At 71.1% G+C, this 24,826-nt stretch carries 23 protein-coding genes; 12 read left to right on the top strand and 11 right to left on the bottom strand.

Going from position 1 to position 24,826, the window contains the following annotated elements:
• Both VMS22_21215 and VMS22_21210 read left to right on the top strand, forming a co-directional pair.
• The gene (locus tag VMS22_21215) at positions 1-936 is read left to right on the top strand and encodes an SDR family NAD(P)-dependent oxidoreductase (GenBank protein ID HXJ36565.1); all 936 of its coding nucleotides are present in this window, start codon (positions 1-3) and stop codon (positions 934-936) included.
• Positions 936-1,844: an NAD-dependent epimerase/dehydratase family protein gene (locus VMS22_21210; GenBank protein HXJ36564.1), complete on the top strand. Its 909-nt coding sequence runs from the start codon at positions 936-938 to the stop codon at positions 1,842-1,844. The genes VMS22_21215 and VMS22_21210 overlap by 1 nt, the downstream gene beginning before the upstream one ends.
• A 65-nt stretch (positions 1,845-1,909) precedes the next feature.
• Here VMS22_21210 and VMS22_21205 read toward each other — a convergent pair whose 3' ends face one another.
• The 4 genes from VMS22_21205 to VMS22_21190 all read right to left on the bottom strand — a co-directional run bounded on the left by VMS22_21205 (position 1,910) and on the right by VMS22_21190 (position 4,181).
• Positions 1,910-2,440 carry a hypothetical protein gene (locus VMS22_21205; protein HXJ36563.1) on the bottom strand — a complete coding sequence of 177 codons (531 nt, stop codon included), beginning with the start codon at positions 2,438-2,440 and terminating at the stop codon, positions 1,910-1,912.
• A gap of 76 nt (positions 2,441-2,516) precedes the next feature.
• Complete coding sequence (locus tag VMS22_21200) at positions 2,517-2,900, bottom strand: TIGR03668 family PPOX class F420-dependent oxidoreductase (GenBank protein ID HXJ36562.1); 384 nt, start codon at positions 2,898-2,900, stop codon at positions 2,517-2,519.
• A 10-nt stretch (positions 2,901-2,910) separates the two neighbouring features.
• Complete coding sequence (locus VMS22_21195; protein HXJ36561.1) at positions 2,911-3,939, bottom strand: MBL fold metallo-hydrolase; 1,029 nt, start codon at positions 3,937-3,939, stop codon at positions 2,911-2,913.
• A 5-nt stretch (positions 3,940-3,944) separates the two neighbouring features.
• Complete coding sequence (locus tag VMS22_21190) at positions 3,945-4,181, bottom strand: hypothetical protein (protein HXJ36560.1); 237 nt, start codon at positions 4,179-4,181, stop codon at positions 3,945-3,947.
• 51 nt (positions 4,182-4,232) lie between these two features.
• On the opposite strand from VMS22_21190, the gene VMS22_21185 reads away from it, so the two are divergent.
• The 3 genes from VMS22_21185 to VMS22_21175 are packed head-to-tail and all read left to right on the top strand — an operon-like array spanning position 4,233 to position 5,615.
• Positions 4,233-4,538 carry a DUF4911 domain-containing protein gene (locus tag VMS22_21185; GenBank protein ID HXJ36559.1) on the top strand — a complete coding sequence of 102 codons (306 nt, stop codon included), beginning with the start codon at positions 4,233-4,235 and terminating at the stop codon, positions 4,536-4,538.
• Positions 4,535-4,918 carry a hypothetical protein gene (locus VMS22_21180; protein ID HXJ36558.1) on the top strand — a complete coding sequence of 128 codons (384 nt, stop codon included), beginning with the start codon at positions 4,535-4,537 and terminating at the stop codon, positions 4,916-4,918. The genes VMS22_21185 and VMS22_21180 overlap by 4 nt, the downstream gene beginning before the upstream one ends.
• Before the next feature lie 4 nt (positions 4,919-4,922).
• Positions 4,923-5,615 carry an HAD family hydrolase gene (locus VMS22_21175; GenBank protein HXJ36557.1) on the top strand — a complete coding sequence of 231 codons (693 nt, stop codon included), beginning with the start codon at positions 4,923-4,925 and terminating at the stop codon, positions 5,613-5,615.
• 337 nt (positions 5,616-5,952) lie between these two features.
• On the opposite strand, the gene tatC is transcribed toward VMS22_21175, so the two are convergent.
• Positions 5,953-6,729, bottom strand: a complete 777-nt coding sequence (gene tatC / locus VMS22_21170; GenBank protein HXJ36556.1) for a twin-arginine translocase subunit TatC — start codon at positions 6,727-6,729, stop codon at positions 5,953-5,955.
• 15 nt (positions 6,730-6,744) lie between these two features.
• Positions 6,745-6,990 (bottom strand): Sec-independent protein translocase protein TatB, encoded by a 246-nt coding sequence (gene tatB / locus VMS22_21165; protein ID HXJ36555.1) that lies wholly within the window; start codon positions 6,988-6,990, stop codon positions 6,745-6,747.
• A gap of 66 nt (positions 6,991-7,056) precedes the next feature.
• On the opposite strand from tatB, the gene VMS22_21160 reads away from it, so the two are divergent.
• Complete coding sequence (locus tag VMS22_21160) at positions 7,057-8,082, top strand: histone deacetylase (GenBank protein ID HXJ36554.1); 1,026 nt, start codon at positions 7,057-7,059, stop codon at positions 8,080-8,082.
• Between the two features lie 145 nt (positions 8,083-8,227).
• Here the strand turns inward: VMS22_21160 and VMS22_21155 are convergent, their stop codons facing one another.
• Both VMS22_21155 and VMS22_21150 read right to left on the bottom strand, forming a co-directional pair.
• Positions 8,228-8,869 carry a BA14K family protein gene (locus tag VMS22_21155; GenBank protein HXJ36553.1) on the bottom strand — a complete coding sequence of 214 codons (642 nt, stop codon included), beginning with the start codon at positions 8,867-8,869 and terminating at the stop codon, positions 8,228-8,230.
• A 50-nt stretch (positions 8,870-8,919) separates the two neighbouring features.
• Entirely contained in the window at positions 8,920-11,250 is a 2,331-nt protein-coding gene (locus VMS22_21150; GenBank protein ID HXJ36552.1) for a PBP1A family penicillin-binding protein, read from the bottom strand.
• A gap of 97 nt (positions 11,251-11,347) precedes the next feature.
• On the opposite strand from VMS22_21150, the gene VMS22_21145 reads away from it, so the two are divergent.
• The 4 genes from VMS22_21145 (at position 11,348) to VMS22_21130 (ending at position 17,267) form a co-directional block, all read left to right on the top strand.
• Positions 11,348-12,478 (top strand): DegT/DnrJ/EryC1/StrS family aminotransferase, encoded by a 1,131-nt coding sequence (locus tag VMS22_21145; protein HXJ36551.1) that lies wholly within the window; start codon positions 11,348-11,350, stop codon positions 12,476-12,478.
• Between the two features lie 84 nt (positions 12,479-12,562).
• On the top strand, positions 12,563-14,998 hold the full coding sequence (gene ptsP, locus VMS22_21140; protein HXJ36550.1) for a phosphoenolpyruvate--protein phosphotransferase: 2,436 nt from the start codon (positions 12,563-12,565) through the stop codon (positions 14,996-14,998).
• Between the two features lie 34 nt (positions 14,999-15,032).
• Entirely contained in the window at positions 15,033-16,379 is a 1,347-nt protein-coding gene (locus VMS22_21135) for a hypothetical protein (protein ID HXJ36549.1), read from the top strand.
• Positions 16,380-16,382: 3 nt separating this feature from the next.
• The gene (locus VMS22_21130; GenBank protein HXJ36548.1) at positions 16,383-17,267 is read left to right on the top strand and encodes a GNAT family N-acetyltransferase; all 885 of its coding nucleotides are present in this window, start codon (positions 16,383-16,385) and stop codon (positions 17,265-17,267) included.
• Between the two features lie 42 nt (positions 17,268-17,309).
• Here the strand turns inward: VMS22_21130 and VMS22_21125 are convergent, their stop codons facing one another.
• The 3 genes from VMS22_21125 to VMS22_21115 all read right to left on the bottom strand — a co-directional run bounded on the left by VMS22_21125 (position 17,310) and on the right by VMS22_21115 (position 23,185).
• On the bottom strand, positions 17,310-19,556 hold the full coding sequence (locus tag VMS22_21125; GenBank protein HXJ36547.1) for a PKD domain-containing protein: 2,247 nt from the start codon (positions 19,554-19,556) through the stop codon (positions 17,310-17,312).
• Between the two features lie 125 nt (positions 19,557-19,681).
• Positions 19,682-21,829: a PKD domain-containing protein gene (locus VMS22_21120; GenBank protein ID HXJ36546.1), complete on the bottom strand. Its 2,148-nt coding sequence runs from the start codon at positions 21,827-21,829 to the stop codon at positions 19,682-19,684.
• A 39-nt stretch (positions 21,830-21,868) separates the two neighbouring features.
• Positions 21,869-23,185 (bottom strand): hypothetical protein, encoded by a 1,317-nt coding sequence (locus VMS22_21115; GenBank protein HXJ36545.1) that lies wholly within the window; start codon positions 23,183-23,185, stop codon positions 21,869-21,871.
• A gap of 96 nt (positions 23,186-23,281) precedes the next feature.
• Here VMS22_21115 and VMS22_21110 point away from each other — a divergent pair, with 96 nt between their 5' ends.
• Together VMS22_21110 and VMS22_21105 are read left to right on the top strand one after the other, a co-directional pair.
• Positions 23,282-24,073 carry an enoyl-CoA hydratase/isomerase family protein gene (locus VMS22_21110; GenBank protein ID HXJ36544.1) on the top strand — a complete coding sequence of 264 codons (792 nt, stop codon included), beginning with the start codon at positions 23,282-23,284 and terminating at the stop codon, positions 24,071-24,073.
• On the top strand, positions 24,070-24,627 hold the full coding sequence (locus VMS22_21105; GenBank protein HXJ36543.1) for a THUMP domain-containing protein: 558 nt from the start codon (positions 24,070-24,072) through the stop codon (positions 24,625-24,627). The genes VMS22_21110 and VMS22_21105 overlap by 4 nt, the downstream gene beginning before the upstream one ends.
• The last annotated feature ends 199 nt before the right edge of the window (positions 24,628-24,826 follow it).

Genomic DNA, 24,826 nt, shown 5'->3' with positions numbered 1-24,826 from the left:
ATGGGCGCGCGACTCGCGGGCAAGGCGGCCGTCGTGACCGGCGCCGGGCGGGGGATCGGCCGGGCCGTCGCCGAGCTGCTCGCGGCCGAAGGGGCGGCGGTGGTCGTGAACGATCTCGGCGGCGGCATCGACGGGAGCGGCAACCAGTCGAGCGTCGCCGACGAGGTGGTCGCGGCGATCAAGGCGAAGGGCGGCATCGCGGTCGCCAACTACGACAGCGTGTCGGATTTCGCGGCGGCCGAGCGCATCGTCGGGACCGCCGTGAAGGAGTTCGGCTCGATCGACGTGCTGGTGAACAACGCGGGCATCCTGCGCGACCGGATGATCTTCAACATGCCGGAGGAGGACTGGGACGCCGTCATCGCCGTGCATCTGAAGGGCTCCTTCAACTGCACGCGCCACGCCGCGGGCCACATGCGCCGGCAGAAGAGCGGGCGCATCATCTCGATGTCGTCGACGTCGGGCGTGATCGGCAACCCGGGCCAGGCGAACTACGGTGCCGCCAAGGACGGCATCGCGGCGATGACCCGCGTCGTCGCGCGCGAGCTCGGGAAGTACGGCGTCACGGTGAACGCCGTCTGCCCCGGCGCGGCCACGCGCATGACGCAGACGGTGACCGACTCCGCGCGCCAGGCCCGCTCGAAGGCCGGGATCCAGACGCCGGCGGGACAGCCGGTCTTCCAGCTCCAGCACACCGGTCCGGAGAACGTCGCGCCGTGGGTCGTCTACCTCGCGACCGACGCGGCACGGGACGTGAACGGCCAGGTCTTCTTCGTGATGGGCGGCATCATCGGGCTCATGAACGAGCCTGCCCCGGTGCGCACGATCTTCCACGACGGGCGCTGGACGCCCGAGGAGATCGCCACCGTCTTCTCGCGCACCTTCGGCCAGGACCTGGTGAACCCCGCGCCGCCCAAGGACTCCGGGCCCGCGTGATGGAGCTGGCCGGCAAGCGCATCGCGGTGACGGGCGCGACCGGCTTTCTCGGCCGCTACATCGTCGACGTCCTGCTCGCGCGCGGGGCGCACGTGATCGGCGTCGTCCGCAATCCGGCCAAGGTGCCCGGGCTCGCCGCCAAGGGCGTCGAGCTCCGCCAGGCCGACCTCTCGGAGCGCGACCGCCTCGCGGCTGGCTTCGCCGGCGCCGACGCGGTGGTGTCGAACGCCGCACTGTTCGCTCTCGGCAACCAGCACTGGGAGGAGCACGAGCGCGCCAACGTCGAGGGCACGCGCAACGTCTTCGGCGCGCTCGCCGACGCGGGCGTGCGGCGCGTGGTCCAGGTGTCGTCGGTCGCGGTCTACGGGCTCTTCGCGCGCGGGCGTCTCGGCGAGGACGCGCCGCAGCTCACCGCCGGCGCGCGGCGGATGCCCTGGTCCGTCTATCCGATCTCGAAGGCGATCTCGGAGCAGGAGGCCTGGCGCCTCGCGCACGAGCACGGCCTCGCGCTCACGACCGTCCGCCCCTGCACCATCTACGGCGCCTTCGATCCGAACTTCACGCCGCTGTTCGGCTGGCTGGTCGGACTGCCGATCACGGTGATGCCGGCCGGCATGCGCATGTCCTTCGTGTACGCCGGCGACGTCGCCGAGGGGATCGCGCTCGCGCTCGAGCGCGACGTCGCGATCGGCCGCGCCTACAACCTCACGGGCGACGGGGAGACCGCGTGGGACCTCGCGCGGGCCTGGAAGGAGGCCGGCGGCCGCGCCGCGTTCCTCATGCTGCCGCTTCCGGTCCCGTTCGGGCCCAACTTCGATCCGGGTCGCGCCAAGCGCGAGCTCGGCTGGCGCACACGCCCCCTGGTGGACGCGCTCCGCGAGACGTTCCGGCTCGAGCGGGGCGCCTGATCCTCCCGCGCTGGGGAGGGGGCGGAGACGGGGCGGCCGCCCCGTCTCCGCTGGCGGGGTGTGACTCAGGAGGGAAGGGGTTCGGACTTCTTGGCGGAGACGGCCGGTGCGGCAGCCTCCTCTTCGCGGTTCGCTTCCATCAGGGCGCGCAGGATCCGCTCCATGACGGTGATCTCGCTGTTCATCGCCATGAGGCTGTCGAGCGTGCCGGCCCAGTTCTCTTCGGGGCCGCTGTTCCCGTTCGACAGGACGGCGAGATGGCGAGCGGTGGTCAGCACCGCGTCGGAGGCGAGCTTCAGGTGGACGGCAAGTTCGGTGAACGTTTCGCGGTCGATGATCATGTCGGGTCGCCCCTCTCTGAGGGTCCCACTAAGCGAAACGAGTGCCAGCGAGCGGCCGATGACGCCGCGCCGGCTCCGATCGGGATGACGCGGCGCACGGCCGCGCAGGCGGTCCGACTCCGTCCCGGCTTTCCCTGCGTTCTCGGTGGGTTGTCGGCGTCGAAAATTCGCGGCGTGGCGGACGCTGCAGCGCACGCGCGCACGCGAGCGCGCCGCGCGCGGGTGTTCCGGCGCGCCGGCGGCGAGCGCGCCCACGTTGCATTCCTGCTCTGCGGTGCACGCCCGCAAGACACTCCGGGCACGGCGCAAAGCGCATGCGCGGCGACCCGTGCTACGCGCGCCAGCTCGTCACGACGTCGGCCGCGATGCGGACGACCGGATGCGCGGCGGGGTCGTCGAGGGGCATCGCGCGATACGGGGGATAGCGCGCGCGCAGCAGCGCGAGTGCCGCGGCATGCTGCAACGGATCCTCGACCATCGTGGCGCGCCCGCGCACGAGCACCCAGGCAAGCCGCGTCCAGTCGTCGTCGTAGTCGTCGACGACGAGCGCCGCGCGCGCGTTCGCACGGAGGTTGCGCAGGCGGAGCAGTTCGCGCGCGGGGCCGCGCTTCCGCTTCGCGTCGGCTACGAAGTAGAGCGCGTCGTCGTCGAGCGCATAGCAAACCGGAACGACGTGCGGCGCGCCGTCGGCCCCGGCGGTCGCGAGGTGACCCACGCGATGGGCCTCAAGAAACCGGCGCGTGTCCTCGGTCCAGGTCGCCATAGCGCACCTGCTGGCCCAGATATTCGGCGTGCGCCTCCGCGACGATGTCGCCGTATCGTCCCTCGTAGCGCGGCGAGAAGTGGAAGACGTTCAGCCGCCGCGCCCGCGCCGCGCGCGCGAGCGCGCCGGCCTGGCGGGCGGTCAGGTGATAGCGCCGCGTCGCCTGCTCGATGTCCTCGTCCAGGAACGGCGACTCGCAGAAGAAGACGTCGGCATCGTGGGCGAGCCGGATGATGCGCGCGGCGTTCGCCGGCGAGAACAGCGTGTCGACCGCGTAGGCGATCTTCTGGCCCGGCGTCACGTCGAGAAGCACCTCGCGGAGCGCCCCGAGCGGCCGTCGATCGCCGGGCGCCACCTCGATGGGTGTGTCGTCGGCGGCGCCCGCACGCACCGCGGTCTTGAGCACGTTCAGCCACGGGCCGGGCCGGAAGCCGCCCGCCTCGAGCGCGCCTGGCCGCACGTTCAGATGGGTCCGCTCGGTCACCGCATACGCCATTGAGACGATCCTGTGGTCGAGCGGCGCCGCCTCGACGCGGAACGCGGGGTCGGCGAGCACGACGCCGTCCGCGTAGGGCGACGTGCCGCGCGGCTCGCGCGCGAAGCGCCGTCGCGCCGCGAAGCGCGTGTGCGTGAGCTCGTCGTCACCGATCTCGGTGACGTCGATCGTGAAGACGTACTCGTCGGTGAGATTCCACGTGTAGCCGGCGAGCTTGCCCTGGACGCAGTCGGCGATCCCGGCGGGGCCGAACAGGCGCAACGTCGTGTCGCGCGCGAGGAACAGCCGCAGGAGCTGGTCGAACCCCATGAAGTGGTCCATGTGCGCGTGGGACACGAAGACCGCCTCGATCGGGAACAGCACCGGCGCCGGCGTCCGGTCGATGCGGCCGAGGTCGATCAGCAGGGCGCGACCCTGCCAGCGGAGCTGGACGAGGAGGGCGGGATCGCCCGTCTGCCCGTTCAGGAGCCGCGTGCGAAGGCTCGTCTTCGTCACGGGGCTCAGCCCTGGATCATGTGGAGCACTTCGGCCATGGCCTCCGCCATCATCTCCTGCATGATCTCACGCATCTGCTTGTCGGGGTCCTCGAGCTTCCCGACGAGCTTGGTGAGGATCGCGAAGTAGGCTTCCTTCGTCTCCACGGACATCGTCGCCGTGCGCTCCTCCATCGACTTCGCGAAACGGCGGTGCGAGGCGGCAATCTGGCGGTCCAGCTCCGTTTGGGCACGCGGGCTCATCGGCGACCTTCTAGCCGGGCCCTCCCGGGGGTTCAACGGACGCGGGGCGGTGTGGTACGCACCCACAAAGTGGTGGCCGACGTCGAGCCGATCTTTCTGTCCGTGCCGCGGCGCGAGATCGCGTACGTGAAGTTCGTGCTCGAGTCGTACGAGGGCGTCGCGGTCACGCGCACGCTCGACCGGCACGCCGCGCTCCTCGTGCTGCTGGTCGCGCCCGACTTCCTCGTGCAGGCGCGTGCGATCGTGGCCGCCCTCGCGCGCGAGGCCGGTTGCCGGGAGGTCGCGCGGCCGCCGGGGTTGCGCGACCTGCTCGCCGATGATGCAACGAGCGACACGCCAGAGGGGGGAGACACATGAACGCCGCACGTCCCGGACGTCTGCCGCTGCTGCCCACGGGGCCGCGCGAGGAGCTCGTCATCGAGGCGGCGCACCTGATGCGCGACCGCCTGCTCGTGCACGAGGTCTGGGAGCGGATCGGCTTCGACGTCGACGCGTGGGTCGCCTGGTCGCTGGCGACGCCCTTCATGGGTGGCTTCCGCCAGATCCTGTTCTCGAAGATCGTGCCGAACCTGCGGCGGCTCGGGCTCCTCACGCCGCGGGTACGCGCCGCCTTCGAGAAGATCGGCGTTCTGCAGTTCGAGCATCTGCCGGATTCGACCCAGGACGAGAGCGTCCAGCTCCCGCCCATGATGGCCGAGTTCTTCTCCGGCATGGCGCAGGCGAACGCCGCGGGCTGAGCGGGTGCCGCGCGCCGTCCTCTTCGACCTCGACGACACGCTCATCGACTACAGCGGCGCCGTCGAGGCGTGCTGGGACCGCGCGTGCGCGCTGGCGGCGCAACACGGCCTCGACGTGGCGGCGGTCGCGCGCACGGTGCACGACGTCCGGCGCTGGTTCTGGGCCGATCGGGAGCGGCACGCGCGCGAGCGAACGGACATGCTCGGCGCCTGGACGAAGATCGTCGCGATCGCGCTGGGTCGCCTGGGGCACGCGTCCGATGCGCTCGCCGCAGCCGTCGCATCCGACTTCGCCGTGCGGCGCGAGGCGGCGACGACCCTCTTCGCCGACGTGATACCGTGCCTCACGGCGCTGCGCGCGCGGGGCGTCGCCGTCGGGTGCGTCACCAACGGCGACGCGCGCCTGCAGCGCGCGAAGCTCGCGCGCCACGGGCTGGCGGCCCTGTTCGACGCGATCGTGATCGAGGGCGAGTTCGGCGCGGGAAAGCCCGACCCCGCCGTCTACCGCCACGTGCTGGGCGCGCTCGGCGCCACGCCCGGCGAGGCCACGATGGTCGGCGACAACCTCGAATGGGACGTCGCAGGCCCGCTGCGGCTCGGGATGAACGGCGTGTGGATCGATCGCGGCGGCAGCGGTCTCCCGCCCGGCGCGAGCGTCCGGCCGACCCGCGTCATCCGCTCGCTGGCGGAGCTCTAGGAACCGATCCAAGACTACGTCTTGGATCGGGACCGGACGCGAGAGTGGAGCGCTCGGTGGCACGCGCGACCGGCATGCCGCGGCCGGCCAAGCCGGCGCGGCAGGCGGGCAACGCGCGAGGGGTCGCGTGCGTCGGCGTCAGGGGCGGGCGCCTGTAGCGCTCGCGCCTCCAACCCCGCGGTGGAGCGGAGCCGGCACGTCGTCCCGGTTCCGCCGTCCGCGCGTCCCCGATCTGCCGCGCCGGCTTGGCCGGCCGCGGCATGCCGGTCGCGCGTGCCTCTGACGCCACACTCTACGGTTCTCCCCGACCCAAGACGAAGTCTTGGGTCGGCGTACTCTAGGCCGGCTCGCCGGGTGTGACCTCGGTCGTCTCGGTCGCCGGCGCCGGTCGCGCCACCACGTAGGCGACGCCGATCGAGAGGATGTAGAGGATCAAGAGTGGCGTCGCCATCAGCATCTGCGACGCGACGTCCGGGCCCGGCGTCAGGACCGCCGCGACGACGAAGATGGTGACCACGGCGTAGCGCCACCAGGTGAGCAGCGTCCGGTGCGTCACGAGACCCAGGCGGGCCAAAAAGAACGTCACGACCGGCAGCTCGAACGTGACGCCGAAGGCGAGCAGCATGCGCGACGCGAACGACAGGTACTCGCTGATGCGGATCTGCGCCGCGACGCCGATCGACGAGAACTCCTTCAGGAAGAACTCGAACGCGACCGGGAAGACGAGCCAGTAGCAGAACGCGGCGCCGCCGATGAAGAAGATCGACGCCGCGATCGAGAACGGAAGGGCCACGCGCCGCTCGCGGTCGTAGAGCCCGGGCGCGACGAACCGCCAGGCCTGATAGAAGATGAATGGGCTCCCGAGGAACAGGCCGCCGATCATCGCGACCTTCAGCTTCGTGAAGAACGCTTCGGTCAGCCCCGTGCCGATGACGAGCGACTGGTCGGGACGCAGGCGGGCCAGCGGCGCGAGCAGGAACGCGACGAGCGGCTCGATCACCAGCCAGCACACGCCGCCGCCGACGGCGAGCGCGAGGAGGGCGCGGATGATGCGGGTGCGCAGCTCCTCGAGATGCGCGGTGAGCGGCATCCGGACGTCGGTCTCGGGACCCATGCGCGCGCGCCGCGACTAGCTCTCGGTCGTGGGGGGCTTCTCGGTGCTGCGGGCTGCCGCCGCGGTCTTCGCGCGGCGCGCGGCATCGTCCTCGAGACGCATCTGCGTCTGGAACTCCTCCATGATGTCGGTCGACTGCCGCCGGAACTCCGCGACCGCCTTGCCGAGCGTGCGTGCGAGGTCGGGGAGTCGCTTCGGCCCGAGCACCACCAGCGCCACCACCAGGATCACGAGCAGCTCGGGCATCCCGATGCCGAACATCGATTCGAGGCTATGGGATGCCTTCCGGGGTGTCAATCCGCGCGCACGCTCGCTATGGTGCGCGCGATGGCCGGCGGCACCGGGCTCATGTTCGACGACCGCATGCTCGCGCACGATCCGGGACGCGGTCACCCAGAACGCCCCGATCGACTGCGCGTCCTGCACGACCGTTGGCGGGATGCGGCGGGTTTTCGACGCATCGGCGCGCGCCTCGCCACCGAGGACGAGATCGCCCGCGTCCACGACCCACGGCACGTGGAGCTGGTTGCGTCGACGGCGGGGCACTCGCGCGTCGTCTTCGACGCCGACACGAGCACGTCGGCGGAGTCGTACGGGGCGGCGCGGCTCGCGGTGGGTGGCGTCGTCGACCTGTGCACCGCCGTCGTCGCCGGCGAGGTCGACAACGGCTTCGCGTTCGTCCGGCCGCCGGGCCATCACGCCGAGCACGGACGGGCGATGGGCTTCTGCTTGTTCAACAACGTCGCGATCGCCGCCGCGACGCTGCGCGCACACGGCCTCGCGCGCGTCGCCATCGTCGACTGGGACCTCCACCACGGCAACGGGACGCAGCACCTGTTCGAGGACGACCCGAGCGTCCTCTACGTCTCGACGCACCAGTATCCGTTCTATCCCGGCACGGGCGCCGCCACCGAGGTCGGACGGGGGGCGGGGGCGGGGCGGACCCTCAACGTGCCCCTGCCCGCCGGATTCGGCGACGGCGAGGTGTCGCGCGCCTTCGACGAACTCGTGCTGCCGGTCGCGCGGCAGTTCCGACCCGACTTCGTGCTCGTCTCGGCCGGCTTCGACTGCGACGGACGGGATCCGCTGGGCGGCCTCGATCTCACGCCCGCGGGGATTGCGATGATGGCGCGCGCGTGCCGCCGCCTGGCCGACGAGACCGCGGGCGGTCGCATCGTCGCCGTGCTCGAGGGCGGCTACGATCTGGGCGCGATCGGTGACGGCGTCGCCGCGGTGCTCGGCGTGCTGCGCGGCGCAGATCGCGCCGACCCGCTCGTCACCGGCGACGCGCGCCGCGCCGACGGGCTCGTCACCCGCGTTCGCACTGCGCAGTCACCGTTCTGGACAGTGTAGCCGACCCGCGACTTCGTCTCGGGTCGGGCGCGTGCTGTGTGACGTCGGTGGTACGCGCGGGCGGCATGCCGCGGCCGGCGAAGCCCGGCGAAGCCGGCGGCAACGCTTGGCACGCGCGTAGCGAAGAGGCGACGCGCGGCGAGCGTCATTCGTCGTAGTCGTACTCGTCGTAGCAGATGCGGGGGTTGTAGTAGGGGGAGAACGGGTTGCAGTAGGGATCGTCGTAGTAGGAGGGGTAGTAGGGATAGAAGGGCGCGCCGTAGATCACGACGTTGCTCCAGCCGCCGCCGTGGAAGCAGTTCGGGCCGTGGTGGAAGTGGTTGCCTGCCCAGCGACCGTTCCAGCCGCCGCCGGCCCAGCCGCCGGGAGGTACGCGCCCCGGTCCGCGGAAGCCGCTGCCGACGGGGCCGCGCCCGACGCTTCCACGACCGCCCATGCCGGCGCCGCCGCCGACCATACCGCCGCGTCCGCCGACCATGCCGCCGCCGCCCGGTGCGCCCATCATGCCGCCGCCGGGAGCGCCCATCGTGCCGCCACCGCCGTGCCCGCCGACCATGCCGCCGCCGACGCCGCCGAAGCCGCCACCCCCCGCGTAACCGCCGCCGAATCCGCCACCTCCGCCGCCGCCGCCGCCTCCTCCTCCTCCTCCATGTCCGCCACCACCACCCATGCCCGCGCCGAGCGCGGGCGAGCAGTGGAGCGAGAGCAGGAGCGCGGTCGCCAGGATCGCAGCGCGTGGCCCGCGGCTGCGGCGGATCGGCGACCGGTGGATCGCCGCGAGCATCACGCCCCGACTGTGGGCGCGCCGCACGGCGACGTCAAGGGGTTTTTGGCCCGTCAGTCGGCGCCGGGATCGTTGCTGACGTCGGTCGGCACGGGCGGCGGGGCCTCGCCCTCCTCCTCGGGGGCCGCGACGTGCGTGTATTCCGACGGCTCCGTGCCGGCGATGAAGACCTCGAGGAACGACGGTCCGCCGGGCACGGCGCGGAGCCCGGTGTCGGGATCGATCTGGACCATCGCGACGCCGTTCGGCACGTCGAAGTCGATGACCGGCCGATCGGCGAGCGCCTCCTTCATGAACGCGGTCCAGATGGGGCACGCCGCGACGCCGCCCGTCTCGTGGGAGCCGAGCGAGCGCTCGGAGTCGAAGCCGACCCAGACCCCCGCCAGGAGGTCGGGCGTGAAGCCGACGAACCACGCATCGTGTGTGTCGTTCGTCGTGCCGGTCTTGCCGGCGACCGGACGCTCGAGCTCCTTCGCCTTCTGACCGGTACCCTTCTGCACGACGGACTCCATGAGGTTCGTCACGACGTACGCGGTGGAGGGCTCCATCACGCGCTCGAAGTGCGGGCGCGTACCGCCGAAGTCGATCGGGTTGCCGTCGGCGTCGGTCACGCCCGTGATGAAGATCGGCTCGAAACGCTTGCCGAGGGTCGCGAACACGCCGTAGGCTCGCACCATCTCGAGCGGCGTCACCTCGGCCGAGCCGAGTGCGATCGAGAGGTTGCGCGGCAGCGGTTGCTCGAACCCGAAGCGCTGCAGGTAGCGACGCGTGTAGTCGATCCCCATCTTGTCGACGAGCCGCACGGTCACCGTGTTGAGCGAGCGCGTGAGCGCCCAGCGCAAGCGGGTCGGGCCGTAGTACTTGTCCTTGAAGTTGTGCGGCGACCACGTCTGGTTGCCGAACGAGAACGTGATGGGGCCGTCGAGCACGACCGACGCGGGCGTGAAGCCGTGCTCCATCGCCGCGGCGTAGATGAAGGGCTTGAACGACGAGCCGGGCTGGCGGCGGGCCTGCACGGCGCGATTGAAGTGGCTGCGGCCGAAGCTGTAGCCGCCCACCATCGCCTTCACCTGACCCGTGTAGGGATCGATCGAGATCAGCGCGCCCTCGACCTGCGGGTCCTGATCGAGAGCGAACCGGGCAGGCGTCCCGGCCGGTGTCGGATCGCCGAGCGTCACCGAGACCACGTCGCCGACACGGAACGTCGACGGCGACAGGCGCGTCTTGTTCCACGCCATGGCGGTGGCCGGAACGACGCCGGTCTCCCACGGCGTGCGGACCTCGAGGCGATCCGGACGCACCGCCAGGACGACGGCGTTGCGCCGCGCATCGTCGGCCGAGCGGTTCGCCGCCTGCTTCTTCAAGTAGCCGGCGATCTCTTTGGGCTCGAGATGCGTCACCGGACCGCGGAACCCCTGTCGCGCGTCGAGCGCACGGAGGCCCTCCTGCAGCGCCTTCTCCGCGGCTTCCTGCTGGTGGAGATCGACGGCGGTGTGCACGCGGAGGCCCAGCTGCGCCGCGGCCGGTCCGTAGCGATCTTCCAGGAGCCGGCGCACGTGCTCGACGTACCAGGGCGCGGCGAGGTAGGAGCCGCCCGCTTGCCCCGAGGCCAGACGGAGCTGCTCGTCGAGCGCCACCGTGTACTGCTCCTTGTTGACGAAGCCCTCGGCGAGCATGCGCTCGAGCACGTAGTGCTGTCGCGCGAGCGCCTTCTTCGGCTGGCGGAACGGATCGTAGTCGCTCGGCTTCTGCGGGAGGCCCGCCAGCATCGCCGCTTGCGCGACGGTGAGGTCCTCGACGTCGACGTCGAAGTACGTGCGCGCCGCCGCCGCGATCCCGTACGCCCCATGCCCGAGGTAGATCTGGTTCAGGTAGAGGTAGAGGATGTCGTCCTTGCTGAGCTTCGTCTCGAGGCGCAGCGCCAGGACGGCCTCGCGGATCTTGCGACGGATGGTGCGCTCGGGCGTGAGCAGGAGCGCCTTCACGACCTGCTGCGTGATCGTGCTGCCACCTTGCTTCACGCCCTTCGAGGCGACGTTGTTCACGAACGCGCGGGCGATGCTGACCGGGTCGATGCCGCGATGGCGGTAGAAGTCCGCGTCCTCGGCGGCGAGGAACGCGAGCCGCACGTGCATGGGCACGCGCGCGAGTGGCACCAGGTAGCGGCGCTCGACGTAGAACTCGCCGATGAGCGTGTCGTCGTCGGCGAACACGCGCGTCGCCGTCGGCGGCTGATACCGCAGGAGCTGGTCGACGGGCGGAAGGTCGGAGGTGAGCTCGTTGTAGAGGATGACGGCAGCCACGCCGCCGGCGAGCAGCCCCGCCACCACGCTCCACCGCACGATCCGCCCGAAGACCCCAGTTGGCCGGGCTTTGCGCGCCATCGTTGTGCTCGGCACGTTACCGGCTCGGCCGTACCCCGGCAAGGACGGTCGACTTTGGGTCGGCGAGTCGCTACGAGTGCGCGCTCGGGAGCAGCCGGTGGTCAGAGTTCCTCCGCTCGATCTCGTCGCGCAGGCGCGTACGCTCGGCCCCTCGCTGCGCGAGGCCGTGGAGCGGGTGCTCGCCGATCAGCAGTGCATACTCGGGCCCCACGTCGAGCGCTTCGAAGCGGCGATGGCCGCCTACTGTCGAGTGACCCACGCGATCGGCGTCGGATCGGGGACCGACGCGTTGCTGCTGGTGCTCGCGTCCCTCGGCGTCGGCCCGGGAACGCTGGTGGTCACGACCGCGTTCACGTTCTTCGCGACCGGCAGCACCATCGTCCGGCTCGGGGCACGTCCGCTGTTCGCGGACATCGACCCGCAGACGTTCAACCTCTCCCCGGTGTCGGTCGCGGCCGCCATCGCGGCGGCGCCCGAGCGCGTCGTCGGCATCGTCCCGGTCCATCTCTACGGCCGCCTCGCCCCGCTGGACGCCATCGGCGCCGTGGCCGAACGCCACGGCCTGTGGGTGGTGGAGGACGCGGCCCAGGCGGTCGGCGCCCGGCGCGCCGGGCGGATGGCAGGGACCTTCGCGCGCGCGGGGTGCCTGTCGTTCTACCCGACCAAGAACCTGGGGGCGCTCGGCGACGGCGGCATGGTGCTGACGGACGACGAGGCGATCGCCACGTTCGTCCGCCGCGACCGCCATCAGGGCCAGGTCGATCGCTACCGCCACGAGAGCCTGGGGCTCTGCTCGCGCCTCGACGCCGTGCAGGCCGTGGTGCTGGAGGCGAAGCTCCCGCACCTTGATGCCTGGAACGCGCGCCGCCGTGCGATCGCCGCCGCATACGACGAGCGGCTCCGCGCCGCCGGCGTCGCGGGCGTGCCCGACGCGCCGATCGTCCTGCCGGGCGCGGCCGGTGAGGACCACGTCGTGCATCAGTACGTCGTGCGCGCGCGGCGGCGCGACGGGCTCCTCGCCCACCTCCGCGACGCAGGCGTCGGCGCTCAGGTGTACTACCCGGTGCCGCTCCATCTGCAGCCGCCGATCGCCCCGCGATGCGTCACGCCGGTACCGCTCGACGAGACGGAGCGCGCCGCGCGCGAGGTCCTGGCGCTGCCGGTCTATCCGGAGCTGACACCGGCCCAGATCGACGCCGTGGTGGCGGCGGTGCGCTCCTTCTACTGAGTCGACGCTGCCAGCAAGCTGGCCCGATCGCGCCGACGATACGTCATTGTGGCTGGCGCGGACTCCCGCTAAGCTCGGCGGGCGATGAAGCCGGATGCTCGCAAGGCCGCCGGCGAGGGGGCCAAGAAGGCGAAGGCCGCCGCCAAGCCTCGCGGCTCGCACGGGTTCCGTGTCCTCGCGGACGTGACGGCGATCAGCGCCGACACCGAGGACCTCCAGGACCGGCTCCAGCGCTTCGTCGAGCTGATCGCCGAGCGGACCGAAACGGACGTCTGCTCGATCTACCTCTTCGACGAGCGGACGCAGGTCCTGACGCTGGCGGCCACGACGGGCCTCGAGCGCAGCGCCGTCGGCAAGGTGACGATGGCCCTGGGCGAGGGCCTCACCGGCATGACGCTCGAGAAGCTCGAGCCGGTGATGGTGGTGGACGCGTTCGCCCATCCGCGCTTCAAGTACTTCCCGGAGACCGGCGAGGACCGCTTCCATTCGTACGTCGGCGTACCGCTGGTCGACGGCGGCAAGCCCCTCGGCGTGCTCGTCGTGCAGACGCTCCGCCGGCGGAAGTTCACCACGCGCGAGATGGAGCTCCTGCGCACGATCGCCACCTCGGTGAGCCAGGCGGTGGTGCAGGCGCGGCTGGTCGAGGACCTGCGGAGCAAGGAGCAGGAGCAGCGGGCGTTCCGCCAGCGCATGGTCGCGGCCATGAAGCGCCTGCAGGCGCTCCACAAGACGATCGGCGACTCGGAGCGGATCGAGCGCCGCCGCCAGAAGCACGCGCGCCTGGACGGGCTCCCGGCGGCGCCGGGCTACGGCGGCGGGCGTGCCCATCTCATCCAGCCGCCGGTCAGCTTCAACGTCGTCGTCGATCAGGCGGGCGAGGGCGTCGCGGCCGAGCGGAAGCGGTTCGCGCGCGCCGTCGCCGCGTCGGTCGCCGAGGTGAAGACGCTGAAGGCCCGGCTCGAGAGCCGCCTGCCCGAGTTCGACAGCGGCATCATCGAAGCCTACCGGATGATGCTCGAGGATCGCGGCTTCCTCGACAAGGTCGAGGGCCACATCGAGGACGGCCTCGGCGCGGAGAGCGCGCTCAAGCGCGTGGTCGACGAATACGTCGAGACGTTCAGCGCGATGTCGGACGCCTACCTCCGCGAGCGCGCGACAGACGTGAAAGACGTGGGCCTCCGCCTGCTGCGCAACCTCCTCGGCATCGACGAAGCCGAGCGCGCGCTCGAGCGCGATACCGTGCTCATCGCCGACGAGCTCTCGGTGTCCGACCTCTCTCTCATCGATCACGCGCACCTGAAGGGCATCGTCATGGCGACGGGCGGCGTCACGTCGCACGCGACGATCCTCGCCAAGTCCTTCGAGATCCCGACGGTGGTCGGCGCCGAGCAGGCGCGCGACCTCGTGCACGAGGGGGACGCCGTCATCGTCGACGGGAACTCCGGCGCGGTGTTCGTGAACCCGACGCCCGAGGTGGCGCGCGAGTACGAGCGCCTCGACCGCGGCTACCGGGCCTTCAACCGCGAGCTGGACGCCATGCGCAGCCTGCCTGCCGAGACGGGTGACGGCCGGCGCGTGAACCTCTACGCCAACATCGGCCTCATCGCCGACCTGCCGCTCGTCCACCGGCACGGCGCCGACGGCGTCGGGCTCTATCGCACCGAGTTCCCGTTCCTCACCTACCGCGACTTCCCGACCGAGGACGAGCAGTACAAGGTGTACGCACGCGTCGTGCGCGGCATGGAAGGGCAGCCGGTGACCATTCGCACGCTCGACATCGGCGCCGACAAGTATCCCAGCTATTTGAAGTTCACGCGCGAGGACAACCCGTTCCTCGGCTGGCGATCGATCCGCATCTCGCTCGAGCTGCCGGAGGTGTTCAAGACGCAGCTCCGCGCGATCCTGCGGGCGGGTGCGCTCGGGCGGGTGCGCCTCCTCTTCCCGATGATCTCGAGCGTGACGCAGATCCGCCGCGCGAAGGAGCTGCTCGAGGAGGCGAAGGACGAGCTGCGACAGGCGGGCTGCGAGTTCGACGCCGCGATGCCGGTCGGCATGATGGTCGAGGTGCCGTCGGCCGTCGCGCTCGCGTCGCACCTGATTCGCGAGGTCGACTTCTTCTCGATCGGCACCAACGACCTGATCCAGTACCTGCTCGCCGTCGACCGCAACAACCACAAGGTGGCCGAGCTCTACGAGGAGCTGCATCCGGCCGTCCTGTCGGCCATCGACGACACCGTGCAGGCCGCGCGGGGCGCCGGGAAGTGGGTCGGCATGTGCGGCGAGATGGCGTCGAACCCGCTCTGCACGCTCATGCTGCTCGGCCTCGGCCTCGACGACCTCTCGATGCAGCCGCTCTACATCCCGGTCGTGAAGCGCATCGTCCGCTCGGTCTCCTTCCGCGAGGTGCAGGCGCTCACGCGCGACGTTCTCTCGCTCTCGACCGTCGATGAGGTGAAGTCACGTCTCTTCGACGGTGCCCGGCGGCTCGGGATCATCGAGCTCGTCGAGATGTATCATTAGACAGGCGCCGGGACGGATTGTAGAGAGGCGCCCCATGCGGGCGGGGAAGACGTGGCGGCGGCTCGGCGCGATCGCGCTCCTCGCCGTGGTCGGCGCGTGTCGCCGGGGTCCCGACGAGGCGCCGTTCGAGCCCTACCTGGTCGTCTGGGCGGGCGACGCCGATCGCAAGGACAGCGACTTCCTGGCGGTGATCGCAGCCAACCCGTCGTCCTGGAAGTATGGCCACGTGCTCGCGACGGTCCCGGTGCGATCGACCGGCAACGAGCCGCAGGACCTGAACGAGACGTTCCGCTACGACGGCCGCGTGTTCGCGAGCGGCACGCTCACGAACCGCGTCTTCACCTTCGACCTCCGCGATCCCACGGGGCCGAAGCTGGTCGGGACGACCGACCTCACCAGTCGCCGCTACTGGGCGCCGCGGGCCATCGTGTCGCTCTCGAACGGGCGGGTCGCGGTCGCCTGCCCCGATCGGGCGCATCACATCGGACTGCCGCGCGAGGTCACGGGGGCGCCCGGCGGCCTCGTCGAGCTCGACGCGAGCGGGCGCGTCATGCGCGAGGTCTCGGCCGGCAGCGACGAATCGCGCGGCTACGTCGTCGCTCCGACCGGCGCGACGATCGCGCCGTCGCTGAAGTTGCTGGTCACCACCAGTCAGGCGCACGGCTTTGCCGCCTCGGCGCGTGGAGAGCTGGTGCCCGGGATCACGGTGCAGACCTGGAAGGTCCCCGAGCTGAAGCTGAAGAGCACGGTCGTGCTCGAGGCCGGACCGCGCGGCGAGGAGAACCTGGGTCCCGCGGTGCCGCGCGCCATGCGGAAGCGTCCCTACGTGTACGTGGACACGTACGAGGGCGGCGCCCTCTACGTCTCGGACTCGCTCGGGATGGCCGACTCGGCGTTCCGCCTCGCGTTCGACTTCGGCGCGGGCAGCTATCCCAGCGGCGCGGCGGTCTCGCCGAACGAGCACTTCTACGTGACGGCGCTCGCGGGCAAGCACCAGGTCGTCTCGCTCGATCTCACGAGCCCGTTCTCGCCGCGGCTCGCGTCGACCGTGCGCCTCGATCGCGATCCGGGGTCGGACAAGAGCAGCCGGCCGCGCGCCGGGGGACCGTCGGCGCTCGCCATGGCGAGCGACGGCGGCCGGGTCGCGGTGGCCGACTACACGATCGACGTGCCGACCGCGCGTCGCGACGGGGATCACCGCGTCTACATGCTGCGTCTCGACGACGAGACTGGCGAGCTGCGGGTCGACGGCTCGTTCACGGACGAGAACACGGACGAGGTCGGCATCGATTTCAACCGCACGAAGTGGCCGCACGGTGCGACCGGGCCGGCGCGCCCGCGCGGCCTCCTCTTCGTCGCCGAGCCGCCCGCGAGGGACTGAGCCGTGACCATCCGGCCGCTCGTCAGCACCGACGTCGACGCGGTCGCGGAAGCGGACTTCGCCGCATTCCACGACGTGGCGCTGCGTCACGGCCTGCCGCCGGTCGTGGGCGCGGTCCGCGACAGTCGCGACTACGTGCGCCGCCTGCTCCTCGCCGATCCGCTGGGTGGCTTCGTCGCCACCGAGGGTGAGCGCATCGTCGGTCACGCGTGGGTGCACGTGCGCGGGCCGATCGCGACCGTCGGCCCGATCGCGGTCGAGCCGGCGTCACAGAGCCGCGGCGTCGGTCGCGCGCTGCTCGCGCGTTGCCTCGAAGCCGCGGCCCGTGCGGCGCAAGTGCGCCTCGTGCACGAGAGCTTCAACGTCCACTCGCTCGCGCTCTACCTCGGCGCCGGGTTTCGCGTGGTGGCGCCGCTGCTCGAGCTCACGCTCGCCGAAAGTCGAGACGTCCAGGCGACCGCGGTCCCGGAGGGCACCCAGGTGCGGCCGGCCGTCGCCGACGATCAGGCCCGCATCGTCGCGCGCGACGCGCGCGGCTTCGGCACGTCGCGCGCGCAGGACGTCGAGCGCTACCTGCGCGCGGGCCGCGGCGTGGTGGCGGAGCGGGGCGAGGCGCTCGCGGGCTACGCCCTGGGCGGGTTCGGGTACCTCGGATCGGCCGCCGCCGACGACCCACAGCTGGTGCTCGCGATGCTCTCGCGGCTCGCGGCCGAGCCGTCGCTGCGGGTGGGGGTGCTGCGCACGATGGTCGGCGCGACCGATCGCCGGCTGGTCGACGGCTTGCTCGAGCTCGGCTTCCGCCTCTTCCGCGCGTGCCACTACATGGTGCGGGGCGGCGGGACGGCCCCGCCCGCCGGCTACGTTCTCATGAGCGGCGACTTCATGTGAGGCGACGCCGCGTCGCGGTGCAAGGCCCCGCCATGCAGGGGCTCAGAATGCGAGCTCGAGCGCTTCGAGGTTGACGAGCCCGGTGACCGAGCAAGTCGTGGTGTTCGGCGGTGCCGAGAAAGCAACCGTGCCGCGCACTAGGAGCGACGACGAGACGACGTCGCCCAGGCCCGACGCCGAGGCGACGAAGCTGACGAGGCCGGTCGCCGTCTGCGATCCCACCGCCGAGCGGTCGGAGGCGAAGCCCACCACGACCGTCCGCCCGCCGTTGTTCGGCACCTGGAAGCTCGCGCACGGCGTCAGGGCCGAGAACGGCAGGGCACCGTGCTCCACCTCCTGGGCGGTGATGCGGTAGAGGTTCACGAGGCCGGTGGATCCGCTGTCGGTTCCGGCGGCGAACAGCACGCTCCCGTCCGGATGGATCTGGAACGTGTCGGTGATGTCGGGCGAGAAGAAGATCGACGTCGGCCGGATCTGCCACAGCCCGCCGGACTCGAAGGCCGCGAACGTCCTGGCGCCGTCGGGGGTGATCTCGAGCTGCTGCACGGGATCGAGGTCGTCGCAGTCGCCGAGACCCTCGAGCGCGTCGATCCGCGTGGTCACGACCTGCGTGCTGCCGCTGTTCTTGTTGATCTTGATGAGCGCCTCCCGCTCGGAGCGGAAGCAGTTCCCCATGTCGGGCACGTTGTGGAACTCGGGCACGTAGAGCTGCCCGCCCTGACCGGCCGGGAAGCCGTCGCACGCGATGTGGCCGGTCTCTGTCGTGGTCCGGTCGAGGATCTCCTTGTGCGTGACGCCGCCGTTCGCGTCGAGATCCATCCGCATGACCGTGACGGCCCGCTCGGTCTCGGCCGACGGATCGGGCTCGGTGAACGTCCCCTCGTCGGAGATGAGGTAGAGGCTCTGCCCGTCGCTGCACAGGTCGACCGGATCGAAGAGGGTGTACGCCGGACAGAAGCTGCCCGGGCAATCCGCCGGCATCGCGCACGGCTGACCCACGTTCATTCCCGACGGACAGGTGGACGTCGCGGAGCACGAGCCGCCGACCGCCGCGCAGTCCTGATCCTTCACGCAGAAGTCCCCGGTGCCGAGGCCGTTGCCAGGCACGACGCAGGTGTGGACGCCGTTGTCGGCGAAGAACCGGGTGCCGTCGGGCATGTAGCCGAACGTGCCGAGCCCGAGGAGCCCGGCCGCGATCTCGGTGAAGAAGACGGGATCGGCGGCGAGCGTCGGGCCGTTGCCCGGCGCGCTGCCGCCGTAGCCGTGCGCGAGGAAGCTCACCGCCTGTCGATTGGAGGCGGCGGCGACGAGGCTCACGCGCGAGTCCTGATGGCCGGACCCCGACGGTGTGAACGTGAGGGTGAGGTCACGCGTCTGGCCCGGACCCAGGCTGACGCTCGTCTCGGAGAGCTGGAACTGCGGATCGATGCTCGCGAGCTCGATCTTCACCTGGCTGGTGTCGGTCTCGTCGGTGTTCTTCACCGTGATGGTCCGCGAGCCGCTCGCCGACGGCGCCACCGCTCCGAACTCGAGGACGCCGGCACTCTCGACGCGGAGCACGCCCGCCGTCTTGCCGGGATCGAGCTCGGGAATGGCCTGGAGGACGAGCTCGGAGGGCGGGCTCGACGCCTGGCCGTCGGAGACGGTGAGGGTGACCTTCACGTCGCCCGTCTGGACGTCGAAGACGTGCTGCGGATCCGCCTCGGTCGACGTCGTACCGTCGCCGAAGTCCCAGAAGTAGGTGAGGTCGTCGCGCTCGGGATCGGTGCTGCCCTTCGATCCGGTGAACTGCACCGGGATGCCGGGCACGATGATCTCGGTGTCCGCGTCCGCTTGCGCGGTGGGAGCCGTGTTCGGGCCCTCGATGGCGGCGAACCGGACACGATCGGTGTCGCGGATGCGCCCCGTCTTGCTGCCCTGGAGACGCTTGGCGAGGATCGCGAGACGGAGGTGGTTGCGCGGCCGGCGGCCGAGCTTCACTTCCTCGGGCGGGATCGTCGCGCGCACGCCGATCTGCTGCCCTTTGTCGTTGAAGATGGGCTTGAAGTCGGGCGTCGTGTCCGAGCGTCCCACGCGGGCATGGAACGAGCTCGCCTCGGCCGGCGTGAAATCGGAGAGCTTGCCGAACAGCACGATGACGTTGACGAACGGGTGCGCGATGGCGGGCTCGCCACGCACCGGCGTCACCACCGTGAGGAGGTTGTTCTTGAGCAGCTTCGCTTTCGCCGCGCCTGCGTCGCCCGTAGGCAACACGAGTCCCAGGAGGGCGAGCAGGAGGATCCGGACCATTCGGCCGTCGAGCGTACGCGCTCCGTCGTACTTTGCAACGACAAAGTTTCGACGCTCACCCGCGGGGAGGCCGATAGTACCTTCGGGCGCAGGTCGGGCGCGCGCGCCAGAGGGGACAAAAGTCGTCACCGGGCGAGCTGCGACGCTTCGAGGCCGACGATTCCGGCTGCCGTGCAGGACGTCGCATCGGGTGGCAGGGAGAATGCGACGATGCCGCGCACGTTGCCGAACGGGAACACGTCGCTCGGCGCGGGCCGCACGCCGGAGATGAAGCTCACGAGCGCGGTGCCGTCGCGTGCGGTGAGGCTGGTCGGTCCGGCGACGATCGAGACGATGGTGGTGCGGCCGATTTCCTCGCCGAGGGCGTTGTTCGGCACCGCGAAGCTCGCGCACGGGGTCATCGCCGCGAGCGAGAGGGCGCCGTGCTGCACCTGGTCGTCGGAGAGCCGATAGAGATCGATCAGCCCCTCGGTGCCGCTGTCGCGCGCGCGCGCGAACAGGACGCTCCCGTCGGGATGGAGCTGGAAGGCATCGCTCACGTCGGGGGTGAGGAAGAGCGGCGTCGGCCGGATGCGCCACAGGCCGCTCGACTCGAACCCGGCCACCATGCGCATGCCGTCCGGCGTCGTGGCGAGCTGCTCGACCGGATCGCGATCGTCGCACTCGCCGACGCCGGCAGCCTCGTCGATGCGCGAGAAGCCGCTCACGACCTGCGTGTTGCCGTTGCCCTTGTTGACGCGCACGAGCGCGTCGCGCTCGTCCCGGAAGCAGTTCGCCGAATCGGCGACGTTGCGGAACTCGGCGAGATAGACGAGGCCGCCCTGGCCGGCGGGCGTGCTGTCGCAGACGAGGTGCTCGGTTTCGGTCGTCGTGCGGTCGAGGATCTCCCGGCCGGTGACGTTCCCGGCGCCGTCGAGGTCGAGCCGCAGCAGCGTCACGCCACGCTCCGTGTCGGCGTCCGGGTTCGTTTCGGTGAACGTACCGTCGTCGGAGAGGAGAAAGAGGCTCTGGCCGTCGCCACAGAGCTCGCTCGTCGGGTACGGCGCGGTGCTGGCGGTGCAGGTGTCGCCGGGGGTGGCGCAATCGCCGTCGACCAGACACACGTCGCGCGTCGTCGGCCCGCACTCGTGGATGGACGGATCGATGGCGAACGTCCGGCCGTCCGGCATGATGCCACCGAGGTCGGGGAACACCGTGTAGACGGGAAGCGCCACGAGCGTGGGCCCGCTCCCGGGTGCGCTGCCCCCGTAGCCGTGTGCGACGAAGCTCACCGCCACGCGATTCGTCGCCGACGCGACGAGACCGATGCGCGAGTGGTGGTGCCCCGTGGCGGGCGGCGCGAAGGTGACGTCGAGGGACGCCGACTGGCCGGGGTCGAGCGCGATCAGCGCCGACGGCGTGACCGCGAACGCCGCCCCGTTGGCGGCTGCGGCGCGGATCTTCACCTGGCTGGTCGGCGTCGGATCGACGTTGCTGACGGTCAGCGTGCGCGTGCCGGTCGCGCCGACCGCGACCGCGCCGAACTCGAGCTGTCCTGCCGCCTCGACCCGCAGGATCCCTTCGGTCCGGCCAGGATCGACGCCGGGAACGGTGGGCAGGGGGACCGTGGCGGTGGTCGAGAGCTGGCCGTCGGACACCTGGAGCGTCACGACCACGTCGCCGTCGAGACCGGCCGGGAACGCGTGCGTCGCCGTGCGCTCGGTCGACGTCGTCCCGTCGCCGAAGTCCCACAAGTACTCGATCTCGTCGCCGTCGGGATCGTGGCTCCCGGACCCGTCGAACGTGATCGGATCGTCCGGCACGACGACCGGGGCGCTGACGGCGATCATCGCCGACGGCGCCTGGTCCGGGACCTCCTCGGCCCCGAACTTCAATCGGTCGATGTCGCGGCCCGCCGGCCCCTTCGCATCGGCGACGCGCACGGCGCGCACCGAGAGGCGCAGGCGGTTGCGCGGCCGGCGTCCGATCTTCACGTTCGAGAGGGCCGCGCGCGCGCCGGTCTGTGTTCCCCCGTCGAGGATCGGCTCGAACGCCGCCGTCACGTCGTCGCGGCCGATGCGCGCGTGGAACGTCGCCGGATCGGCGGGCGCGCCGCTCTTGGTCCGTCCGAACGAGACCACGACGTTGACCCACGGGTGCGCGCTCGCAACCGCGCTCGAGGGCTCGATGACCTGCAGCAGCTCCTCGGATTGCCGTCGCACGCGCGCCGCGCTCGCCGCCGTCGCGAGGGCGACGACGATCAGGGTCGTCGCGATCGTCGACCGGCGCGTCACGACCCGACACTAGGTCAGGTCCGTCGCGCTGGGAAGAGCCTATTGGCAGGTGTCGGTGTCGATCACAACGACGTCGTTCGGAAACGAATTCTTCAAGGGGTTCGTCTGGCTGAACGGCGTGGCGTCCGTTGGTACGAGGCCGCCCGCGTTCATGCGAAAGGCCTCGATCCGATTGATCTCACCCGCAGCGACGTAGAGGACGGGATCGTTACCGTTGCGTGGCGGAAGGACCGTCGATCGCACGGGCGACGACGCGCGGTTCTGGTTGCTCCGCGCGGCCGTGTTCTTGGGCAGGGTGCCATCGTCGTCGAGTCGGAAGGTGTCGATACGACCTTGGTACGTGACGGCCAGGATCACGGGACGGCCGCCGGTGTCGGGCTTGTACAGCGTCAGCCCGAGGTAGCGGATGATGACGTTCGTCCGGTCCTTCTGGCGCTGCTGCTTCTCCTTGTTCTTCTCCTTTCGGGTCGGCTTCGCCGGATCCTCGCCGAAGGGCATGAAGTTGCCGTCCGTGTCGAGCGTGAATCCCTGCAGGCGATCCTGGAAGCGGGGGGCGGTGATGAGGTGCGTGCCGTCGACCAGCAGGCCGATGGGCCCGGGCAGCTGCGTGCGGCGCGACAGCGGGCAGGTGTCGGCCGGCCGGGCGACGCCCTCGATCGGGCAGGGTTGCGGCAGGGCCGGCACCGTCGACCAGAACGGGCAGAAGTTCTCGCCGTCGTCGGTCGTGTCGCCGTCGCCGTTGTTGTCCTCCGCCATCTGGGGCGTCCCGAAGATGCGCCCCTCGGCATCGAGCCCGTAGACGAACGTCCGGTTGTGGCCCGAGACGTTCACGTAGAGCTTGTCGTTGGCGACGACGACGTCCTCCCAGCCGGGCGCCGCGGGACCGTAGGTGCAGCTCGTCGGCGATCCGGCCGTGATGCCGTCCTCGACGATCGGGTCGGCGTTCGGGGCGCCGTCCGGGCCGAGCGGGTAGGCGGCGATGAGGCCGCCCTGCTTGCGAAACGGCACGTACAACATGCGGCCGTCCTCGGACAACGCGATGTCGCGCGCGAACATCCCGTCTTCCTTGCGAGTCGCGCCGATGCGCGTGAGCGAGCCGCCGGCGCCGGCGGTGAAGACCTCGACCCGGTCGTCCTCCACGACGTAGAGCGTGCAGCCGCGGGCGATGAGCCGCTTCGGCTTGGTGGCGGCCATGGAGCGCTGTTTCACCGGGTCCCCGGCCAGCGAGCCGTCGGCGAGGACCTGGAAGACGTCGACGCGCTGCTTCGAGGTGGCCGTCGCATAGAGAAAGGTTTCGGCGGCGGCGGGCGCGGCGCACAGCACCGCGAGCGCGGCGATCACGAGGAGGGGTCGCATGGGGATCGCGGCCTTATAGCAACCGGCCGGGGGCGGGAGAAGCGCGCCCGCTCGCCGCGTTGCCGCACCCGTCCGCGGGCGGCATGATGCCCCACCATGTCGACTCCCCTGGTCACGAGCCGTACCGACGGCGGCATCGCGCTGGTCGCGTTCAATCGCCCCGAGAAGCGCAACGCGATCAGCCGTGACGTCCTGCGCGCCCTCGTCGACGCCGTGAGCGACGCCGAACGGAATCGCGACGTCCGGGCGATCGTGCTCCACGGCGAAGGGCGGGTCTTCTCGGCCGGCGTCGACTTCACGATGCTCGCGGGCGACGTGGGCGGCGGCGAGCGCATCCCGTTCCGATCGCAGGTCGGCGAGATGCAGGCGCTCGTGACGCGCCTCGAGGCGGTCGAGAAGCCGGTCATCGCGGCGATGCATCGCTACGTCCCCGGCCTCGCGCTCGAGGTCGCGCTCGCCTGCGATTTCCGGATCGCGACGGCGGACTGCGAGCTCGGGCTTCCCGAGGTCCGGGTCGGCCTCGTGCCGGACGTCGGCGGGACGACGCGGCTGGTGCGGACCGTCGGCTACGCCAAGGCGAAGGAGCTGATCATGACCGGCCGCATGATCCCCGCGGCGGAGGCGCTCCGCATCGGGCTCGTGACGGAGGTCGTTCCCGACGGCACCCACCTCGACGCGGGACGGCGGCTCGCCGGCGAGATCGGCGCCAACGCGCCACTCGCGGTCGGGCTCGCGAAGCGGCTGGTCGACCTCGGCGTCCACACCGACAAGCACACGTTCCAAGCGATGGAGCTGCTCGCCCAGAGCATCCTGCTGCCGACCGCGGACGCGCGCGAAGGTGCCGCGGCGCTCGCCGAGCGCCGCCCGCCGCGGTTCACCGGACGGTGAGATCCGCTCCCGCCGCTCCGACCTGGAACCTGCTCGTCACGTCGATCGAGGGGCAGCGCGACGCGTTGCGCGCCGAGCTGATGCGGCTCGCGCGCTTTCGCCGCGGTGGCTACCCGAACGTGCTCGTGTCGACGGTGGACGATCCGGTGCGCTTCATCGACACGCTCGGCGAGACGTACGCCACGTCGGATCGGCTCCGCGCCGCGCTCGGCAAGGCGATCCCGATCGATCGGACGCTCCGCCTCGAAGATCCCGCCGGGTTCCTCGGCGCCGTGACGGCCGCGCTCGACCCCTTCGTCGAGCGCCTGCTCGGTGCCACCTTCTTCGTGCGGATCTGCCGCCGCGGGCACCGCGGCACGATCGACTCGACCGGCGCCGAGCGCGAGCTCGGCGCGCGCCTCGTGGATGCCCTCCAGCGCCGGGGCGAGAGCCCGCACGTGCGCTTCACCGACCCCGACGTCGTCGTCCTCATCGAGACGTTGCGCGACGAGGTCGGCATCGCGCTCATCGATCGGGCGCTCAGAACGCGACATGCCTTCGTGCGGGCGCGGTGAGGTGGGGGGCGCCGTCGTGCCGCGGCGTCGGAGCGCGGGGCGGGTGGCGAGGGCTCCACTAGGATGAACGGCAGGTCAAGTCTCGGTAGAGGCGGTTGATCGAGCGTTGATCACCTCCCACGTATGGAAGTGGGGCGACGCATGGTCGGGTGCGCGCAGTCGATGAGGACAGTTCGGCGACGGTAGATCACGCTAGGAT

The sequence above is a fragment of the Candidatus Eisenbacteria bacterium genome (assembly GCA_035577985.1).
Taxonomy (GTDB): Bacteria; Desulfobacterota; Binatia; order DP-6; family DP-6; genus DATJZY01.
This window is presented reverse-complemented; position numbering and strand designations above follow the sequence as displayed.

Bases quoted from the DNA above. Each gene is read 5' to 3' on its own strand.
- VMS22_21110 (HXJ36544.1), top strand. From the start codon at position 23,282: ATGTCGACTCCCCTGGTCACGAGCCGTACCGACGGCGGCATCGCGCTG.
- VMS22_21135 (HXJ36549.1), top strand. From the start codon at position 15,033: ATGCGGGCGGGGAAGACGTGGCGGCGGCTCGGCGCGATCGCGCTCCTC.
- tatB (HXJ36555.1), bottom strand. From the start codon at position 6,990: ATGTTCGGCATCGGGATGCCCGAGCTGCTCGTGATCCTGGTGGTGGCG.
- tatC (HXJ36556.1), bottom strand. From the start codon at position 6,729: ATGGGTCCCGAGACCGACGTCCGGATGCCGCTCACCGCGCATCTCGAG.
- VMS22_21215 (HXJ36565.1), top strand. From the start codon at position 1: ATGGGCGCGCGACTCGCGGGCAAGGCGGCCGTCGTGACCGGCGCCGGG.
- VMS22_21125 (HXJ36547.1), bottom strand. From the start codon at position 19,556: ATGGTCCGGATCCTCCTGCTCGCCCTCCTGGGACTCGTGTTGCCTACG.
- ptsP (HXJ36550.1), top strand. From the start codon at position 12,563: ATGAAGCCGGATGCTCGCAAGGCCGCCGGCGAGGGGGCCAAGAAGGCG.
- VMS22_21160 (HXJ36554.1), top strand. From the start codon at position 7,057: ATGGCCGGCGGCACCGGGCTCATGTTCGACGACCGCATGCTCGCGCAC.
- VMS22_21190 (HXJ36560.1), bottom strand. From the start codon at position 4,181: ATGAGCCCGCGTGCCCAAACGGAGCTGGACCGCCAGATTGCCGCCTCG.
- VMS22_21180 (HXJ36558.1), top strand. From the start codon at position 4,535: ATGAACGCCGCACGTCCCGGACGTCTGCCGCTGCTGCCCACGGGGCCG.
- VMS22_21210 (HXJ36564.1), top strand. From the start codon at position 936: ATGGAGCTGGCCGGCAAGCGCATCGCGGTGACGGGCGCGACCGGCTTT.
- VMS22_21115 (HXJ36545.1), bottom strand. From the start codon at position 23,185: ATGCGACCCCTCCTCGTGATCGCCGCGCTCGCGGTGCTGTGCGCCGCG.
- VMS22_21150 (HXJ36552.1), bottom strand. From the start codon at position 11,250: ATGGCGCGCAAAGCCCGGCCAACTGGGGTCTTCGGGCGGATCGTGCGG.